This window comes from Mesorhizobium sp. M7A.F.Ca.US.005.03.2.1 (assembly GCF_003997795.1).
Lineage (GTDB): Bacteria > Pseudomonadota > Alphaproteobacteria > Rhizobiales > Rhizobiaceae > Mesorhizobium > Mesorhizobium ciceri.
In genome coordinates, this window is record NZ_RZRP01000056.1 from 1 (window position 1) to 14,859 (window position 14,859).

The 14,859-nt window shown below is 63.2% G+C and carries 17 protein-coding genes; 13 read left to right on the forward strand and 4 right to left on the reverse strand.

Features of this window, described 5'->3' with window-relative positions:
- A partial coding sequence (locus EN991_RS05425; RefSeq protein ID WP_127368321.1) for a hybrid sensor histidine kinase/response regulator occupies nucleotides 1-677 on the forward strand: 677 nt, incomplete at its 5' end.
- A 4-nt stretch (nucleotides 678-681) separates the two neighbouring features.
- On the opposite strand, the gene EN991_RS05430 is transcribed toward EN991_RS05425, so the two are convergent.
- Together EN991_RS05430 and EN991_RS05435 are read right to left on the reverse strand one after the other, a co-directional pair.
- The gene (locus EN991_RS05430; protein WP_064995689.1) at nucleotides 682-1,341 is read right to left on the reverse strand and encodes a response regulator transcription factor; all 660 of its coding nucleotides are present in this window, start codon (nucleotides 1,339-1,341) and stop codon (nucleotides 682-684) included.
- A 120-nt stretch (nucleotides 1,342-1,461) separates the two neighbouring features.
- On the reverse strand, nucleotides 1,462-1,890 hold the full coding sequence (locus EN991_RS05435) for a hypothetical protein (protein WP_013533615.1): 429 nt from the start codon (nucleotides 1,888-1,890) through the stop codon (nucleotides 1,462-1,464).
- 186 nt (nucleotides 1,891-2,076) lie between these two features.
- On the opposite strand from EN991_RS05435, the gene EN991_RS05440 reads away from it, so the two are divergent.
- Nucleotides 2,077-2,427 carry a DUF952 domain-containing protein gene (locus EN991_RS05440; protein ID WP_024503140.1) on the forward strand — a complete coding sequence of 117 codons (351 nt, stop codon included), beginning with the start codon at nucleotides 2,077-2,079 and terminating at the stop codon, nucleotides 2,425-2,427.
- A complete protein-coding gene (locus EN991_RS05445; protein ID WP_127368322.1) occupies nucleotides 2,424-3,500 on the forward strand; it encodes a quinone-dependent dihydroorotate dehydrogenase in 1,077 nt (358 codons plus the stop codon). Before EN991_RS05440 ends, EN991_RS05445 begins: the two co-directional genes overlap by 4 nt.
- Before the next feature lie 257 nt (nucleotides 3,501-3,757).
- Here EN991_RS05445 and EN991_RS05450 read toward each other — a convergent pair whose 3' ends face one another.
- On the reverse strand, nucleotides 3,758-5,092 hold the full coding sequence (locus tag EN991_RS05450; RefSeq protein WP_164753419.1) for an MATE family efflux transporter: 1,335 nt from the start codon (nucleotides 5,090-5,092) through the stop codon (nucleotides 3,758-3,760).
- Between the two features lie 171 nt (nucleotides 5,093-5,263).
- Here EN991_RS05450 and EN991_RS05455 point away from each other — a divergent pair, with 171 nt between their 5' ends.
- Complete coding sequence (locus EN991_RS05455; protein ID WP_127368324.1) at nucleotides 5,264-6,169, forward strand: histone deacetylase; 906 nt, start codon at nucleotides 5,264-5,266, stop codon at nucleotides 6,167-6,169.
- A 65-nt stretch (nucleotides 6,170-6,234) separates the two neighbouring features.
- Here the strand turns inward: EN991_RS05455 and EN991_RS05460 are convergent, their stop codons facing one another.
- A complete protein-coding gene (locus EN991_RS05460; RefSeq protein ID WP_013533620.1) occupies nucleotides 6,235-6,498 on the reverse strand; it encodes a DUF6460 domain-containing protein in 264 nt (87 codons plus the stop codon).
- A 457-nt stretch (nucleotides 6,499-6,955) separates the two neighbouring features.
- Here EN991_RS05460 and EN991_RS05465 point away from each other — a divergent pair, with 457 nt between their 5' ends.
- The 9 genes from EN991_RS05465 to EN991_RS05505 form a co-directional block, all read left to right on the forward strand.
- Nucleotides 6,956-7,573 (forward strand): outer membrane protein, encoded by a 618-nt coding sequence (locus tag EN991_RS05465; RefSeq protein ID WP_127368325.1) that lies wholly within the window; start codon nucleotides 6,956-6,958, stop codon nucleotides 7,571-7,573.
- A 313-nt stretch (nucleotides 7,574-7,886) separates the two neighbouring features.
- The gene (locus EN991_RS05470) at nucleotides 7,887-8,279 is read left to right on the forward strand and encodes a hypothetical protein (RefSeq protein WP_013533622.1); all 393 of its coding nucleotides are present in this window, start codon (nucleotides 7,887-7,889) and stop codon (nucleotides 8,277-8,279) included.
- 40 nt (nucleotides 8,280-8,319) lie between these two features.
- Entirely contained in the window at nucleotides 8,320-8,994 is a 675-nt protein-coding gene (locus tag EN991_RS05475; RefSeq protein WP_013533623.1) for a response regulator transcription factor, read from the forward strand.
- Nucleotides 8,991-10,490: a HAMP domain-containing sensor histidine kinase gene (locus EN991_RS05480; RefSeq protein ID WP_127368326.1), complete on the forward strand. Its 1,500-nt coding sequence runs from the start codon at nucleotides 8,991-8,993 to the stop codon at nucleotides 10,488-10,490. Before EN991_RS05475 ends, EN991_RS05480 begins: the two co-directional genes overlap by 4 nt.
- Before the next feature lie 80 nt (nucleotides 10,491-10,570).
- Nucleotides 10,571-11,560 carry a glycosyltransferase family 2 protein gene (locus EN991_RS05485; protein WP_181172679.1) on the forward strand — a complete coding sequence of 330 codons (990 nt, stop codon included), beginning with the start codon at nucleotides 10,571-10,573 and terminating at the stop codon, nucleotides 11,558-11,560.
- The gene (locus EN991_RS05490; protein WP_063170022.1) at nucleotides 11,553-12,254 is read left to right on the forward strand and encodes a class I SAM-dependent methyltransferase; all 702 of its coding nucleotides are present in this window, start codon (nucleotides 11,553-11,555) and stop codon (nucleotides 12,252-12,254) included. Before EN991_RS05485 ends, EN991_RS05490 begins: the two co-directional genes overlap by 8 nt.
- A gap of 10 nt (nucleotides 12,255-12,264) precedes the next feature.
- The gene (locus tag EN991_RS05495; RefSeq protein WP_245492110.1) at nucleotides 12,265-12,699 is read left to right on the forward strand and encodes a GtrA family protein; all 435 of its coding nucleotides are present in this window, start codon (nucleotides 12,265-12,267) and stop codon (nucleotides 12,697-12,699) included.
- Nucleotides 12,700-12,739: 40 nt separating this feature from the next.
- Nucleotides 12,740-14,221: a hypothetical protein gene (locus EN991_RS05500; RefSeq protein ID WP_127368327.1), complete on the forward strand. Its 1,482-nt coding sequence runs from the start codon at nucleotides 12,740-12,742 to the stop codon at nucleotides 14,219-14,221.
- Nucleotides 14,222-14,417: 196 nt separating this feature from the next.
- The coding region (locus tag EN991_RS05505) for an acyltransferase (RefSeq protein ID WP_164768876.1) at nucleotides 14,418-14,859 on the forward strand (442 nt) is incomplete at its 3' end.

Genomic DNA, 14,859 nt, shown 5'->3' on the forward strand with positions numbered 1-14,859 from the left:
TCAGGCGGCGCGGCGAATTGGCCGAGATCCAGGTGATCGACACCGGCATCGGCATCGCCGGCGACAAGCTGAACACCGTCTTTCGCGAATTCACCCGGCTCGACGAGGGCGCGCGCGAGGCCGAGGGCCTCGGTCTCGGCCTCTCCATCGTCGACCGCATCGCCCGGGTGTTGCGCCTGGAGATCCGCATCTTTTCCAGTCCGGGCAAGGGCACGCGATTCTCCGTTATCCTGCCCGTCGCGGCCGTGCAGGCACGACGCGAGATCGAAGCCAGGGCTCCCGCCCGCGCGACGGCCTCGCTGGCCGGTCTGCACGTGCTGTGCATCGACAACGACGCCCGCATCCTCGAAGGCATGCGGCTCCTGCTCGAAGGCTGGGGTTGCAACGTCGACACCGCGTCCGGTTCAAAGGATCTGGAGACCGCGAAGATACACCGCCCGGACATCGTCCTTGCCGACTACCATCTCGACGGCGAAACCGGCCTCGAACTCGTCGTCAGGCTGCGTGCGATCCATGGCGACACCCTGCCGGCCGTGCTGGTCACCGCCGACCGCTCCAACGAGGTGCGCACGGCCGCCGGCGGGCTCGAGATTGCGGTGATCAACAAACCGCTCAAACCAGCGGTACTGCGCTCGATGATGGCCAGGGTCAGGCCGCTGGCGCCGGCGGCGGAATAGGGGTCTAACCCGCCGGCTGCAGCGGGTCGCTGCCGATCTTGGACAGCAGGATCACCGCCTGGGTGCGGCTGTCGACGCCGAGCTTCTGCAGGATGGCGGAGACATGCGCCTTGATGGTGGCCTCGGAGACGCCGAGTTCATAGGCGATCTGCTTGTTGAGCAGGCCCTCGGCCAGCATGCCGAGCACCCGGGTCTGCTGCGGCGTCAACGCCTGCAGCCGCTTGATCAGGTCGGATATTTCAGGGTCGCGCTCGGTGCCGAGATCGACGCCGACGGGTGCTGCAATATCGCCGGCAAGCACCGATTGCACGGCGCTGCGGATCTCTTCCATGCTGGCCGATTTGGAGATGAAGCCGGAAGCGCCGAGGTCGAGCGCCCGCCTGATGGTCGCCGGATCGTCATGCGCCGACACCACGACCAGCGGCACCGCCGGATGAATGCCACGCAGCGAGATCAGGCCGGACAGGCCGCTGGCGCCCGGCATCGACAGGTCGAGCAGCACCAGGTCGACGTCCTCGTTGGCAACGACCAGCGCCTTGGCGCTCTCGAAATCGCCGGCTTCATGGATGGCGGCGACATTGCCGATGCCGGCGAGCGCTTCGCGCAGCGCACCGCGAAACAGCGGGTGATCGTCGGCGATGACGAAAGAATAGCCTGCCGGCAAATGTCCCTCCCCGAATCCCCGATGATTTTTGGCTTTTCGGGTTCAACTGGACGATTATGAGCGGCTGCGCGCTGTTTTCAAGCGGCAAAGCCAGTGCGCCGCCTCCCGTGGTTGAAACGCTCAGGTCTTCTGCGAATTGGGCTGGGCGCCGTTGTCCTTGTCCATATCCCTGACGATCCCCATGAAGCCGCGCAGGAAGCGCTCCATGTAGCCCATCGTCTTGTTGAAATCCTCTTCGCTCGGCAGTTTCGATTCGAGGCGGGCGGAGAGCGAATTCTCGAGCTTGGTGACGCGCTCGTCCATCGCCTTCATCGAGGTCTGCAAGCGGTCGACCTCGTCCTGGAAAGCGGCGCGTTCGTCGGCCGCCATCTTGCAGACGAGCTGGCCGGAGCGTTCGTCGCAGATCGACATGGCGCCGGTCTGGGTGTCCATGCGGATATAGCCGGTGGCCGACTTTTCCAGCCGGTAGCGGTCGGTTTCTTCCGAATAAGCTGAAGCCGCGACCAGCGAAACGAGCGCGGCGGGGATCAAGATGTGCTGCAGACGCATGTTGTCCTCCATGGCAAAGGCCTCAGATATCGCATGTTTGCGCCGGAAATGGGGAAGACCCTTGGCGTGGCCTTTCCCGAATGGCTGGTTCGGAATCTTTTGAAGCAATTCCCAAGGGAAAGCGCTATGCGCTTTTCCCGGGAAAACCGTTTCACACTTTTCCTGGAACTGCTCTATAGCGCAACCATGTCTCAGATTATCTACAAGATAACCCCGCAGGCGCTTTGGCGCGAGGCCGAAACGCATGGCCGCTTCACCGGCGCGCCGATTGATGTCGCAGACGGCTTCATCCACTTCTCCACGGCGGCGCAGGTCAAGGAAACGGCGGCAAAGCACTTTGCCGGCCAGACCGACCTTCTGCTGGTCGCCATCGACGGCGCCAGCCTGGGTGCTGCGCTGAGATACGAGGTCTCGCGCGGTGGTGCGCTGTTTCCGCATCTTTATGGTCCGCTCGGCCTCAAGGCTGTGCTGTGGGTCCGGCCACTGCCGCTTGGCTCCGATGGTGTGCACCAGTTCCCGGCACTGGAGGGGCAATGAGCGTGCTCGACCGGCTCGGCCAGAAGCTGCTGTTCGCCTTCGATCCGGAAACCGCGCATGGCCTGTCGATCGCGGCCTTGCGATGCGGCGTTCCGGTTGGTGCACCAGCGATCCGCGACCACAGGCTGACGGTCAGCATCTGCGGCCTCGATTTCCCCAATCCGCTCGGCATGGCGGCCGGCTATGACAAGAACGCCGAAGTGCCCGACGCGCTGCTTGGCCTGGGCTTCGGCTTTGCCGAGGTCGGCACGATCACGCCGCTGGCGCAGGCCGGCAATCCGAAGCCGCGCATTTTCCGGCTGACGGCCGACGATGCGGTGATCAACCGATTGGGCTTCAACAATGAAGGCCATGCAGCGGCCGAAAAGCGCCTTGCTGCGCGCAAGGGGCGTGGCGGCATCGTCGGCGTCAACATCGGCGCCAACAAGGACAGCAGCGACCGCATCGGCGACTATGAGCGCGGCGCCGCCCGGTTTGCGCAATACGCCAGCTATCTGACCGTCAACATCTCCTCGCCCAACACGCCGGGCCTACGCAACATGCAGGCGCGTGAGCAGCTTGGCGAGCTCTTGTCGCGGGTCATGGCCGCGCGCGCCGCGGCAACCGCCCAGCCGCCGGTGTTCCTGAAGATCGCGCCGGATCTGGTCGAGGCAGAGCTGGAGGACATCGCCGCCGAAGTCACGGAAAAGCGGGTGGACGGCGTCATCGTCTCCAACACCACCATCTCCCGGCCGCCACTGCGCAGCGGCGACACCGCACGCGAGAGCGGGGGGCTCTCCGGCAAGCCGCTGTTCGAGCGTTCGACCATCGTGCTGGCGAAGATGCGCAAACTGCTCGGGCCGGAGCTTGCCATCGTCGGCGTCGGCGGCGTCGATTCCGCCGATACGGCGCTGGACAAGGTCCGTGCGGGTGCCGATCTGGTGCAGCTCTACACCGGCATGATCTATGCCGGGCCTTCGCTGCCAGGCCGTATTCTTTCCGGAATGGCCCGTTTCGTCGAAAAAGAACGGCTGAAGTCGATTTGCGAGTTGCGCGACAGCCGCCTCGACTTCTGGGCGTCCAGGCAACTCTGAACTGCTCTCAGGAGCGCAGGTCGCGGCTGACGGCCCGCTCGCAGATGGTGCAACGAACTCGGGTCGACGGGTTCCTTCGGAGCTTTCGCCGGGCGTTGGCTGACGGCGCATCAAACAAAAAACCCGCCAGTGCGGCGGGTCATTGGCGCAAATCAGCACCATGGGCAAAAATCTACCATAGCTGAGGTCACCGAGTCAAGAAAAAATTCCTATCGCGAAGCTGCCGCTCAGTGTCCTGGACGGCGCAGGGACACCGTCTAAAACGCCGTCCGCACCCTGAGCCGCAGGATCGTCAGCAGGCTGAAGCCTCGCACCAGCAGGAAGACGTGCAGCGCCGCCCACAGTCCAGTGTTGCCGAAGGCCGGCGCAAGGGTCAGCAGCGCGGCCGCGAAAACCAGGAACGACAGCAGCATCATGTTGCGCATGTCGCGGGACCAGGTCGCGCCGATGAAGACGCCATCCATCTGGAACGCCAGCACACCGCTCAGCGCCGTGAATGCCGCCCATGGCAGGTAGATGTCGGCCACCGAACGGACGTCCTCCGATGTCGTCACGAGAGCGACCAGATTGGCGCCACCAGACAGCATTACCAGCGTCGCGGCTCCCGCCAGCCCGAAACCCCAGAACAGCGTCAGCCGCACGGCCTGGCGGAACGGTGCGGCGGCACGTGCGCCGACGGCACGGCCCGCCAGCTGTTCGGCGGCGGTGGCAAAGCCATCGAGGAAATAGCCGGCGACGAGGAAGAAATTCATCAGCACGGCGTTGGCGGCCAGCGTCACCGTGCCGAACTGCGCGCCCTGGCGGGTGAACAATGCAAAGGCGGCGAGCAGCGAGAACGAACGGATCATGATGTCGCGGTTGAGCGACAGCATGCGCAGGAAGGCGGTCATGTCGAGCAGGCGATGGCGCGGCAAGGGCGGGGCCGCGCGAAACCGGCGGATCACGATGGCCAGGCCGAGCAGCATGGCCAGGAACTCACCGGTGACGGTCGCCCAGGCAACGCCGGCGACGCCCCAGCCAAGTTTCAGCCCAAGCAGGAAGCACAGCGCGATGTTGATGCCGTTCAGCACCAATTGCAGCACCAGTCCAAGCCCGCCCTCGCCGCGCCCCAGCACGTAGCCGAGGATGGCGTAGTTGATCAGCGAAAAGGGGGCTGCAAGCAGCCTGATCCTGATGTAGACGCCCATCGCCTCGCTGACGCGCGGTTCGGCGCCCATGAACTTTTGCCCGGCGATGGCGACCAGCGGCGCAAGGGCAGCGAGCACGATGCCGGCGATAACCGCGATCAGCACGGCGCGCCAGAACACCGCCTGTTCCTCCAGGGCATCGCCACGCCCAAATGCCTGTGCGACAAGGCCGGTGGTGCCCGAGCGCAGGAAATTGAAAGAGGTGAAGACGACGTCGAAGATCAATGCGCCGGCCGCCAGGCCGCCAAGCAAGGCGGCATCGCCGAACTGGCCGACGACAGCCGTGTCGACCAGGCCGAGCATCGGCGTCGTCAGATAGGCTAGCGTCATCGGCACCGCGATGGCGAGCACGGAGCGGTTGGTGACGACAAATGATCCGGAGTGAATCGGCGATCCCGAGAGGATCGGGGATCCGGCGTCGGCTGGGGTTGCACCTTTGTCCAAGGATTGCTGCCTTGCTGATTGCGGCTTGATGGAACCGTCGATGTGCCCCATTTTCCGGCCACCGCGCAATCACCTATCCCTTGACGGCCAACCGAAATCCCGGTCTGGCGTGAGCCAGCCGGATACGAGTTCATGCCTCTGCAGATCGTCCATCATCCCGACTACGACGCCGGCTTCGCCGTCAACCATCGCTTTCCGATGAGCAAATATCCCTTGCTGATGGAGGCGCTGCGGACACGCGGCCTCGCCGGCCCCGAGGCGCTCAGCACCGCCGAACCGGCGCCGGCTTCATGGCTGGAGCTTGCCCATGCGGCGGACTATGTCGACCAGGTCATCAACTGCCGCGTGCCCGAAAAGATCGAACGCGAGATCGGTTTTCCGATCGGACCCCGCGTCTCGCTGCGCGCGCAGCTTGCCACCGGCGGCACGGTGCTGGCGGCGCGGCTGGCCTTGCGCCACGGTATCGCCTGCAACACCGCCGGCGGCAGCCACCATGCGCGGCGCGCGCAAGGCGCGGGCTTCTGCACCTTCAACGATGTCGCCGTCGCCGCATTGGTGCTGCTCGCCGAAGGCGCGGCACGAAACATCCTGGTCGTCGATCTCGACGTGCACCAGGGCGACGGCACGGCGGATATTCTCGCCGATGACCCGCGCGTGTTCACCTTTTCCATGCATGGCGACCGCAACTACCCAGTGCGCAAGATCGCCTCCGGCCTCGATGTCGCGCTGCCCGACGGCACGGGTGACGCTGCCTATCTCGAGAGGCTCGCCGCCATCCTGCCGGAGCTGTCCGCACAGGCGCATTGGGACATCGTGTTCTACAATGCCGGCGTCGACGTCCATGCAGATGACCGGCTTGGCAGGCTGTCGCTGTCGGATGACGGCCTGCGCGCCCGTGACGACATGGTCATCAGCCATTTTCGCGCGCAGGGCGTTCCGGTCTGCGGCGTCATCGGCGGTGGCTATTCCACCCATGTTCCCGCCCCTGCCCCGCCCCACGCCCTCCTGTTCGAGGGCGCCGCGGGTCACGCCCGATAGTACGATCTTGTCCAAAAACCGGTGCCAGGGTTCGCTGACGCGGACCTGCGGTTCGGGATCATGCTCTACTTCCGGTAGTTGGCGAGCCTCAACAGGATGAACGCCGGCACGACGATAGCCGCGCCCAGCAGGATATAACCGAGGAAACGGTCGATGGCATGAAAGCCGAGATTCCACAGGTCCATGAAGAACTTCCGGATGCCGTAGAGCACATCCATCGGCGACCAGCCGAAGGCATTCATGACCAGGCCGACGAGGAAAGACACCACCAGCAGTTTCAGGATCACCTTGAGCGGCGAGTCGCCAAGAAAGCGCGTCAGTGCGGACAAGGCTCGTCTCCCGATTGAGGCACCCAGGTTCGAGGGCGTCGGCCAGACATACGCACTTGGCTTGTCCGCTTCAAGCCGGGAGTTTTGCGGGATGCCAACGGCCTGCACCGCGCGATTGCATGGCAGGCTTGTGCTGCCAAACGGACTAAACCCGCGCCAGACTGTTAAATTTGCGTAAACAACATCGCTTTACTTTATTGAAAACAAAGCGAAAAACCTTCATTTTTCGATTTCCCGCAATGTGCGTGCAATTTTCGCCTGCGAGACGGTCGGCGTCTTTCAGGCGATTGGCCGCGCGGGCGATCTGACCCCCTACCACAACTGGCGAAAGCCAGTCCCAGGACCGCGCAACCATCCCTGAAAGACACCAAATCGGAGCCCGACCGCCTCAACGGTCGAGTTCTTCGGGAAACCTGCGCATCGATTGCCGGATGCGCGCGCGTGTTGGAGTAATGCAGTGTTCTCTCAAGCAAAGATCATCCTGACGGCAAGTGCCCTTGCCATGTGCCTCCTGGGGCCGGCGATGGCCGCCGACCTTTCGCCCGCCTACAATGATCCCCCCGCGTTCCAGTGGAGCGGCGCCTATGTCGGCGTGCATGGCGGCACGGCGTTCACCGGGATGCCGAACCCGTTTGCCGGCAGGAATGGTCTCAGCGGCGGCTTTCAGGCCGGCTACAACCAGCAGATGGGTCCAGCGGTTCTCGGTGCCGAGATCGAGGGCTCCTATCTGGGTGGCGCCGAGCACGACGTCCGGGGCGGCAAGATCAAGGAAAAATGGCGCGGTGCCGCCAAGGCCAAGGCCGGCTTGAGCTTCGACCAGACGCTGCTGTTTGGAACCGGCGGCGTCGCCATGACCAAATTCGACAAGGGCGACAAGGTGAACGATATCGACGGATGGAAACTCGGCTATCTGGTCGGCGGCGGCATCGAGCAGGGTTTTGCCGGCGGCCTCTCGGCCAAGGTCGAATATGACTATGTGCGCACCCCAGGCGTCGAAACGACGTCCGCCCTGGGCAAATCCAAGGCGACGATCGGCAGCCATGAACTGAAGGCCGGCATCAACTACCGGTTCTAAGCAGGCCATGGGTTCCGCCGAACCTGTTCTGTATTTTGCTTGAACGACCTTGCGCGGCGCCCGGATGCAACGGGACCGCGCAATTGCTTTGCCTCCATCCGCACCGTCATCGACGCGTGTCGGCAGACCGCATTTGTGTGCCAGGTCCTGCGTAATGCCGATGCAATCTTCACGTCCTAAAGCGCGTCGCATCGAAACGGATCATGCGGCCCGCTTCAGGTTTTGTTTTGTGCATGTCGTTGTCCCAAACCGGGACCGCTTTTGGGCGACATGCATTCGGTGCCGCGGATGACCTTGATGACGGGAATCGGATATGTCCAAACGCAGCGCAAACCATCTGGTGTGGATCTCCAAGGCGTTCTTCATCGCGATCGTGCTGGTGCTGACGGGATGCGCCTCCGACATCATGAAGAACTACATCGGGCAACCGGTCGAATCGGTCATTCTGGACTACGGGCCGCCGACCGCCGTCGTTGATCTCGGCCGGGGCGAGCGGGCCTATCAGTGGCGGAAAATATCCACCAATGCGGTTTCCGGAAGCTCCAGCGGCGAAGTTCGCCACACAAAACACGGAACCGTCTACGAAGAAACCGAAACGCCTGGCTATATCGAGCGCCAGGAATGCTTCTATACGTTCTATGCCCGCGCCTCGGGCGGCAGATGGTTCATCACCAATTTTCGTCAACCGAAGCTGGAATGCGAATGAATTGCCATAGCGTGCCGGCTGCCTGTGACGGAGAGTGCGCATGCGCATCCTGCTGATCGAGGACGAGCCGGAAATGGCCTCGGTGCTGAAGACCGCGCTCGAGCGCCAGGACATCATCGTCGACCATGCCGCGACACTGGCGGATGCCGAAGCCGTGGCGCGGCTCGGCCACCATGACGCGGTGGTGCTGGACCGCCGGCTGCCGGATGGCGATGGCCTCAGCCTGATCCCGCGCCTGCGGGCCTTGCATCTGGACGTGCCGGTGATCGCGTTGACGGCGCTCAGCGGGCTCGACGATCGCGTGGCGGGGCTCGACGCCGGCGCCGACGACTACATGGTCAAACCGTTCGCCACGGTGGAACTGGTCGCCAGGCTCAATGCCTTGCACCGGCGTTCGTTCACCACGCGTGCCAATCAGGTGATGGTCGGCCGCCTCACCTATGATTTCCGCCATCGCGAGGCGCTTGTCGAGGACCAGGCGCTGGAACTGCCGCGGCGCGAACGGCTGGTGCTCGAAACGCTCATCCGCAGGCCGGGGCGGACGATCATGCGCGGGGCGCTGGAAGAAGCCGTCTATGCTCTCGACGACGAGATCGGCTCCAACGCATTGGATGCGCACATTTCGCGGCTGCGTCGCAAGCTCGACGACGTCGCTGCCGGCATCGAGATCAGGGCGATCCGCAACCTCGGTTATCTCTTGCGGGCCGCCTCGTGAAGAAGCCGCGCACGCGATCGCTGCAATGGGTGCTGGTGCGCCGGATGATCCTGTTGCAGGCGGCGACGCTTCTTGTCTTCATCGTGCTGTGCGCGGCCGCGCTGTGGATCGCCGATCCACGGCTTCTTGTCGACAACGAGGCTGCCGTCGCCACCCTCAAGGATGCCGTCGATCGTGACGGCAACGGCAGATTGATCGTCCATGAGACCGATGGGTTGCGTTCGTTTCGTGAGGGTTTCCCAAATGTCTGGTACATCATCCGCGACAACAACGGCCAGAGCATCCGCTTCGGCAACATACCCGACGTCTACACCAGGAATTTTGGCGATCTGCTGGGCCAGGTCGATCACGCCACCGTCGGTTTTTCCGAAGATGATTTGAGGCCGGAGGCCTATCTCGAAAGGGTTTCGACCAAGGCTGGCACGGTTCAGATCATTGCCGCGACGCGATCGTCACGGGAAGAGACCGACGGCCTCGAAGTCACCATTTCGGCCACCATCGACGTCGCCAAGAACCCGGACGGCAGCAGGAACTGGGAGAAGGCGCTTCCCGCTCTCGCGGCCATCATCGTCATCCTGCTGCTGCCGATCGTCCTCGTCATGGGAGCCACGACCCTGGTGACGACGCCAGCCGTCGTGCGCCGGTCGTTTGCCGGCCTCGTCGACACCGTCCAGCAGGCCGCGCGCATCGACATCGGCACCCGTGCGATGCAGCTGCCGGTCAAGAATGTGCCGCAGGAGATCGCCCCGCTGGTGCATGCCTTCAACCAGACGCTGGCGCGCCTCGCCCAGGGCTATGACCGGCACAACCGCTTCCTCACCGACGCCGCGCACGAACTGCGCACGCCGATCGCCATCCTGCGCACGCGCGCCGAATTGCTGAAGCAGGAACCGCAAAGCGCGCGCCTGCTGCATGACATCGAGCGCCTGTCGCATCTTGCGCAACAGCTGCTCGACCACCAGCTGCTCGACCGCCCGGCGGACCAGCGCCAGATCATAGACCTCTGCGATCTTGTCGGCCGGGTCGCCGCCGACTTCGCCCCGCTCGCCATCGAAGCAGGCTACGATCTTGCCTTCGAGCCGCCAGCCAACAAGGTCCATGTCGAGATCAACGTGCTGCAGATCGAGCGGGCGCTGGCAAATCTCGTGCGCAATGCCATCGATCATGGCGGCGGTTCCGGCACGATCACCATAGCGATCGATGAAACCGGCGGCGTCGAAATCCGCGACGAAGGCCCAGGCATTCCAGCCGATGAGCACGAGAACGTTTTCGAGCCCTTCTACCGACTGCGGCCGCAATCGCGCGGCGCGGGCCTGGGATTGAACCTTGCCCGGCAGATCGCACTGCTGCACGACGGCTCCATCCGGATATTGGCCGGCTCCTGGCAAGGCGCCCGCATCCGCATGGAGTTGCCGGTTCGGGCGGTGGCCGCGTGCGGCAGAAATGATGGCCGGCCCACGGTTGCGGCCGATCCCGCTGGCTTATCTGTTTTCTAACCAATTGCCGCTATTCCCAATCGGATAGCGGGAGCAAGGCTTTGGTGGAGACGGAGAGAAACACCGCGCGACGCGGCGTCATGCTGTCGGTGGTCATCCCATGCTACAACGAGCTGGATGGCGTGGCCGAACTGCATCGGCGGGTAACAGCCGCGTGCCTTGGGCAAGGCCCTTCCTACGAGATCGTCCTTGTCGTCGATGGCGCGACCGACGGTACGCGCGAGGCCATTCTGCAGCTGGCTGAAAAGGACGACCATATCGTCGCCATCGACCTTGCCCGCAATTACGGCCACCAGATCGCGTTGAGCGCCGGGCTCGAATTCTGTCGCGGCCAGCGCATTCTCATTCTCGATGCCGACCTGCAGGATCCGCCTGAACTGCTCGGCGCGATGATGACGAAGATGAACGAAGGCTTCGATGTGGTCTACGGCCAGAGGCTGACGCGCGATGGCGAAAGCTGGTTCAAGCTCGCCTCCGCATCCATGTTCTATCGCTTGCTGCGCCGGATGGTCGACGTCGACATAGCCCCGAATACCGGTGATTTCCGACTGATGAACCGTCGCGCGCTCGACCATCTGAACGCGATGCCAGAACGTTACAGGTTCATTCGCGGCATGGTGAGCTGGATCGGGCTGAGACAGGTGGCTTTCCCCTATGAGCGGCACCGCCGCTTTGCCGGCACCACCCACTATCCGCTGAAGAAAATGCTTCTTCTGGCGGTCGACGCCATGACCAGCTTCTCCATCGTGCCCTTGCGGTTCGCCTCGCTGCTCGGAATGATGTTCGGGCTTCTGGGGCTGGTCGTGCTCGGCTACACGCTGCTCGAATGGTCGGTCGGAAACGTGTTGCCCGGCTGGACCAGCCTCGCCGCGATCGTGCTGATCCTCGGCAGCGTCCAGCTTATGGTGCTTGGAATCTTCGGCGAGTATCTCGGGCGCATGTACATGGAGACAAAGCGGCGGCCGCTCTACTTCGTCAACGAGATCGTTTCGCGCAGCCAGGCGGTGGAGGACGGCGAATTGCCGGTCCATCGCCTGCAGGAGATGGCAAAGAGGGCCGCACGTGCTTGAGGCGGAATTCGACCAGTTTGCGCGGGAATATCAGGAGCAGCATGCCGCAAGCATAAGGCTGAGCGGCGAAAACCCGGATTTCTTCGCCAGGTACAAGATCGACGACGTCGCCGCGACGCTGCGGCGGGCCGGTGTCAAACCGCGACGAATACTGGATTTCGGCGCCGGCGTCGGCAATTCGCTCGGCCATATGCGCAACGCGTTTCCCGACGCGGAGATCACCTTGCTCGATCCTTCGCGGGAATCGCTCGACATCGCCAGCAAGCGCTTTCCCGGCCAGGCCGCCTTCACGCATTTCGACGGCAAGACAATTCCCTTTGCCGACGGCAGCTTCGACCTGGCCTTCGCGGCCTGCGTCTTCCACCATATCCCCGAGAACCTGCAGATCGGACTGTTCGCCGAGATCGGCAGGGTGCTGGCCTATGGCGGCAGCTTCTTCGTCTTCGAACACAATCCTTGGAACCCGCTGACCACGCACGCGGTGAGGAACTGTGCCTTCGACGAAAACGCGGTTTTGATAAATTCGCGCGAGATGCGCGGGCGCATGGCCGAGGCGGGCCTTGCCAATACGAGGATCGTCTACCGGATTTTCTTTCCTCGGATGCTTGCGAGACTGAGGCCGTTCGAGCGCTTCCTCACCAAGGTACCTGTCGGAGCCCAATATTTTGCGCATGTGGTCAAGCCTGCCGTTTGACTTCCCGAGGATGCTGCGATTTGGCGCCGTCGGTCTGTTGAACACGGCGCTGGGATACGCGGTCATTCTGGCCGGGCTTGCGCTGGGTCTGGGCGACATCCTTGCCAACGCCACGGGCTATGCCGCCGGCCTTGTCCTCGGCTTCTTCCTCAACCGCCAATGGACCTTCAGCAGAGCCGATGGCTTCCAGCCCGGGACCGCGCTGCGCTATGGGGGTGTCTTTCTGGTCGCCTACAGCATCAATCTGGCCGTCGTAATCGCCGCCCGTTCAGCAGGCATCGTCGAAAACCCGCTGGTCCACCTCGCGGGAATCTGCGTCTATTCGGTTGTTTTCTATCTTGGCTCGGCTCGCTTCGTGTTTGTGGGGCGTGGGGACGACAGCACCGACCGCACAGTTCGGGTGGCCGACAAGCCTCGGCGGCAGCCCGCCAATCCAACACCTTGAACACCCAACTGTCACCGGAACCGATTAGAGGCGGCGCAGCATGAACGACGCTCAGGCCAGTGCGGCGGCCGCGACATACAACGAGCGGAGCAGGCTGATCTTCTGCCTGCTCGCGGCCTTGGCGATGGCGGGTGCGTTGGGTGCCCAGGCAGGCGCCACCCTGCAGGATCCCGACAGCTGGTGGCAAGTGAAGGTCGGTCTGGATTTCCTGACTAACCGGACATTTCCGACCGTCGATCCCTATTCCTACACGTTTGCCGGCCAGCCCTGGATTGCCAAGGAATGGCTGGGGCAGGTCCTGCTGGCTCTTGCCTACCGGGCGGGCGGCTGGAACGGGGTCGTCACCGCGATCATCGCCTCGATCTCCCTGACGGTTTTCCTGATGGGGTGGTTTCTCAGCGCATGGCTGAAGCCGATCCTGGCGATTACACTGGCGTTCGCGGCGGTGTTCCTGATCAACCCGATCTTCACGGCGCGTCCGCATGTCTTCACCTTCCCGATCATCGTCATCTGGACAGCGGTCCTCTTCGGTGCGGCAAGGGAAGAACGGGCGCCGCCCTGGTGGCTGCTTGTGCTGGTCGTATTATGGGCGAACCTGCACGCCACCTTCACCTTGAGCTTCGTCATCGCGGCTTTCGCCGGTCTCGATCTGCTGGCGCGCACGGGCCTGTCGAAACCGTCCCTGCTGGCGAAGTGGATCGCGTTCGGCCTGCTTTGCCCGCTGGTGAGCCTGATCCACCCCTATGGCGTCCAGGCCATCCTCGCGACGCTCGCCGTGGCCTACGGCAATGAGGCGGTGTCGCTGATCATGGAATGGAAACCGTTCAATCCGCCGGACAGCCCTGTCCAGGAAGTGGCGATGCTGCTCGGACTTTTCGGGCTTCTGGTGTCCCGGTTGCGAATTGGCTGGGCCAAGGCGTTGTTCGTCGTCTTCACCCTGCATGTCTATCTCGCCCATGTGCGTTTCATGTATCTGTTCTTCCTGTTGGTCCCCTTGGTGATCGCGGTCGAAGTCGCACAGCAATATCCCTCGCTTTCAGCCACCGCATGGCTGGCCGAAAAGCGCGACGGGCTGGAGAGATTCTTAGCCAGACGGTTCTACGCCATCTGCGGCACGGCAGCCGTTCTGCTGATCGGCGCGGTCGCCGTGCTCGGCAGCGCCTATCAGGTCACGCCGAGCCCGAAGACGTCGGCCAGCGGGGCGCTGGCATTCGCCGAAAGCCATCATCTGTCCGGTAATGTGCTGAATTCCTACAATTTCGGCGGCACGCTGATTTTCCACGGGTTCAAGACCTATATCGACGGACGGACGGACCAGCTGTTCCTGGGCGGCTTCACAAAGAGCGACAACGACACCGGACGCGGAGACGGCAAGCCGCTCCTCGAAGCCCGCCTGAAGAAATACGCAATAGATTGGGCGCTGCTGTCGGCCGACGACAGCCGGATTCCCTTCTTCGACCAGTTGGGCTGGAAACGGGCCTACTCGGACGATTACGCGGTAATCTATCTGCCCGGCGCCTGATCCTGTGCGTTCCTGGCGGATTTCGCGACAGCCAATATATGCCTTGACACCCATGTTGCAGCGCAGCAAAATTGCTGCCTGAGGGTAAGCCTGTGAGATCGACGAGCCGGGATTTTCAGCACGACCGAAGGCATCGCCGCATGAGCGTGTCGGGTGCGGCCGCACGGATCATGGTGGTCGCGCGCGAGCCGGCCGGATGAACTACCGGCGCGACATCGACGGCCTGCGGGCCGTTGCGGTGCTGCCCGTCGTGCTCTTCCATTTCGGCGTGTCCGCCATTCCTGGCGGCTTCACCGGTGTCGACATCTTCTTCGTCATATCGGGCTATCTGATCAGCGGCAGCCTGCTCGATGATCTTGAGCGGGGCCAGTTCTCGATCGGCCGCTTCTACTGGCGCCGCGCCCGGCGCATCCTGCCGGCGCTGACCTTCGTCATCCTGCTCGCGAGCATTGCCGCCTGGTTCATCCTTCTGCCTTCGGATCTCCACGAATTCAGCCTTAGCGTGATCGCCGCCTCGACCTTCTGGTCGAATATCTATTTCTGGAGAACGATGAACTATTTCTCCATCGACGCAGAACTGCGGCCGCTCCTGCACACATGGTCGCTTTCGGTGGAAGAGCAGTATTATATCTTCGCGC

What these genes read in the sequence shown, in the direction of transcription:
- EN991_RS05455 (WP_127368324.1), top strand. Translation starts at nt 5,264, where the DNA reads ATGCCTCTGCAGATCGTCCATCATCCCGACTACGACGCCGGCTTCGCC.
- EN991_RS05475 (WP_013533623.1), top strand. Translation starts at nt 8,320, where the DNA reads ATGCGCATCCTGCTGATCGAGGACGAGCCGGAAATGGCCTCGGTGCTG.
- EN991_RS05500 (WP_127368327.1), top strand. Translation starts at nt 12,740, where the DNA reads ATGAACGACGCTCAGGCCAGTGCGGCGGCCGCGACATACAACGAGCGG.
- EN991_RS05470 (WP_013533622.1), top strand. Translation starts at nt 7,887, where the DNA reads ATGTCCAAACGCAGCGCAAACCATCTGGTGTGGATCTCCAAGGCGTTC.
- EN991_RS05485 (WP_181172679.1), top strand. Translation starts at nt 10,571, where the DNA reads ATGCTGTCGGTGGTCATCCCATGCTACAACGAGCTGGATGGCGTGGCC.
- EN991_RS05445 (WP_127368322.1), top strand. Translation starts at nt 2,424, where the DNA reads ATGAGCGTGCTCGACCGGCTCGGCCAGAAGCTGCTGTTCGCCTTCGAT.
- EN991_RS05495 (WP_245492110.1), top strand. Translation starts at nt 12,265, where the DNA reads ATGCTGCGATTTGGCGCCGTCGGTCTGTTGAACACGGCGCTGGGATAC.
- EN991_RS05435 (WP_013533615.1), bottom strand. Translation starts at nt 1,890, where the DNA reads ATGCGTCTGCAGCACATCTTGATCCCCGCCGCGCTCGTTTCGCTGGTC.
- EN991_RS05440 (WP_024503140.1), top strand. Translation starts at nt 2,077, where the DNA reads ATGTCTCAGATTATCTACAAGATAACCCCGCAGGCGCTTTGGCGCGAG.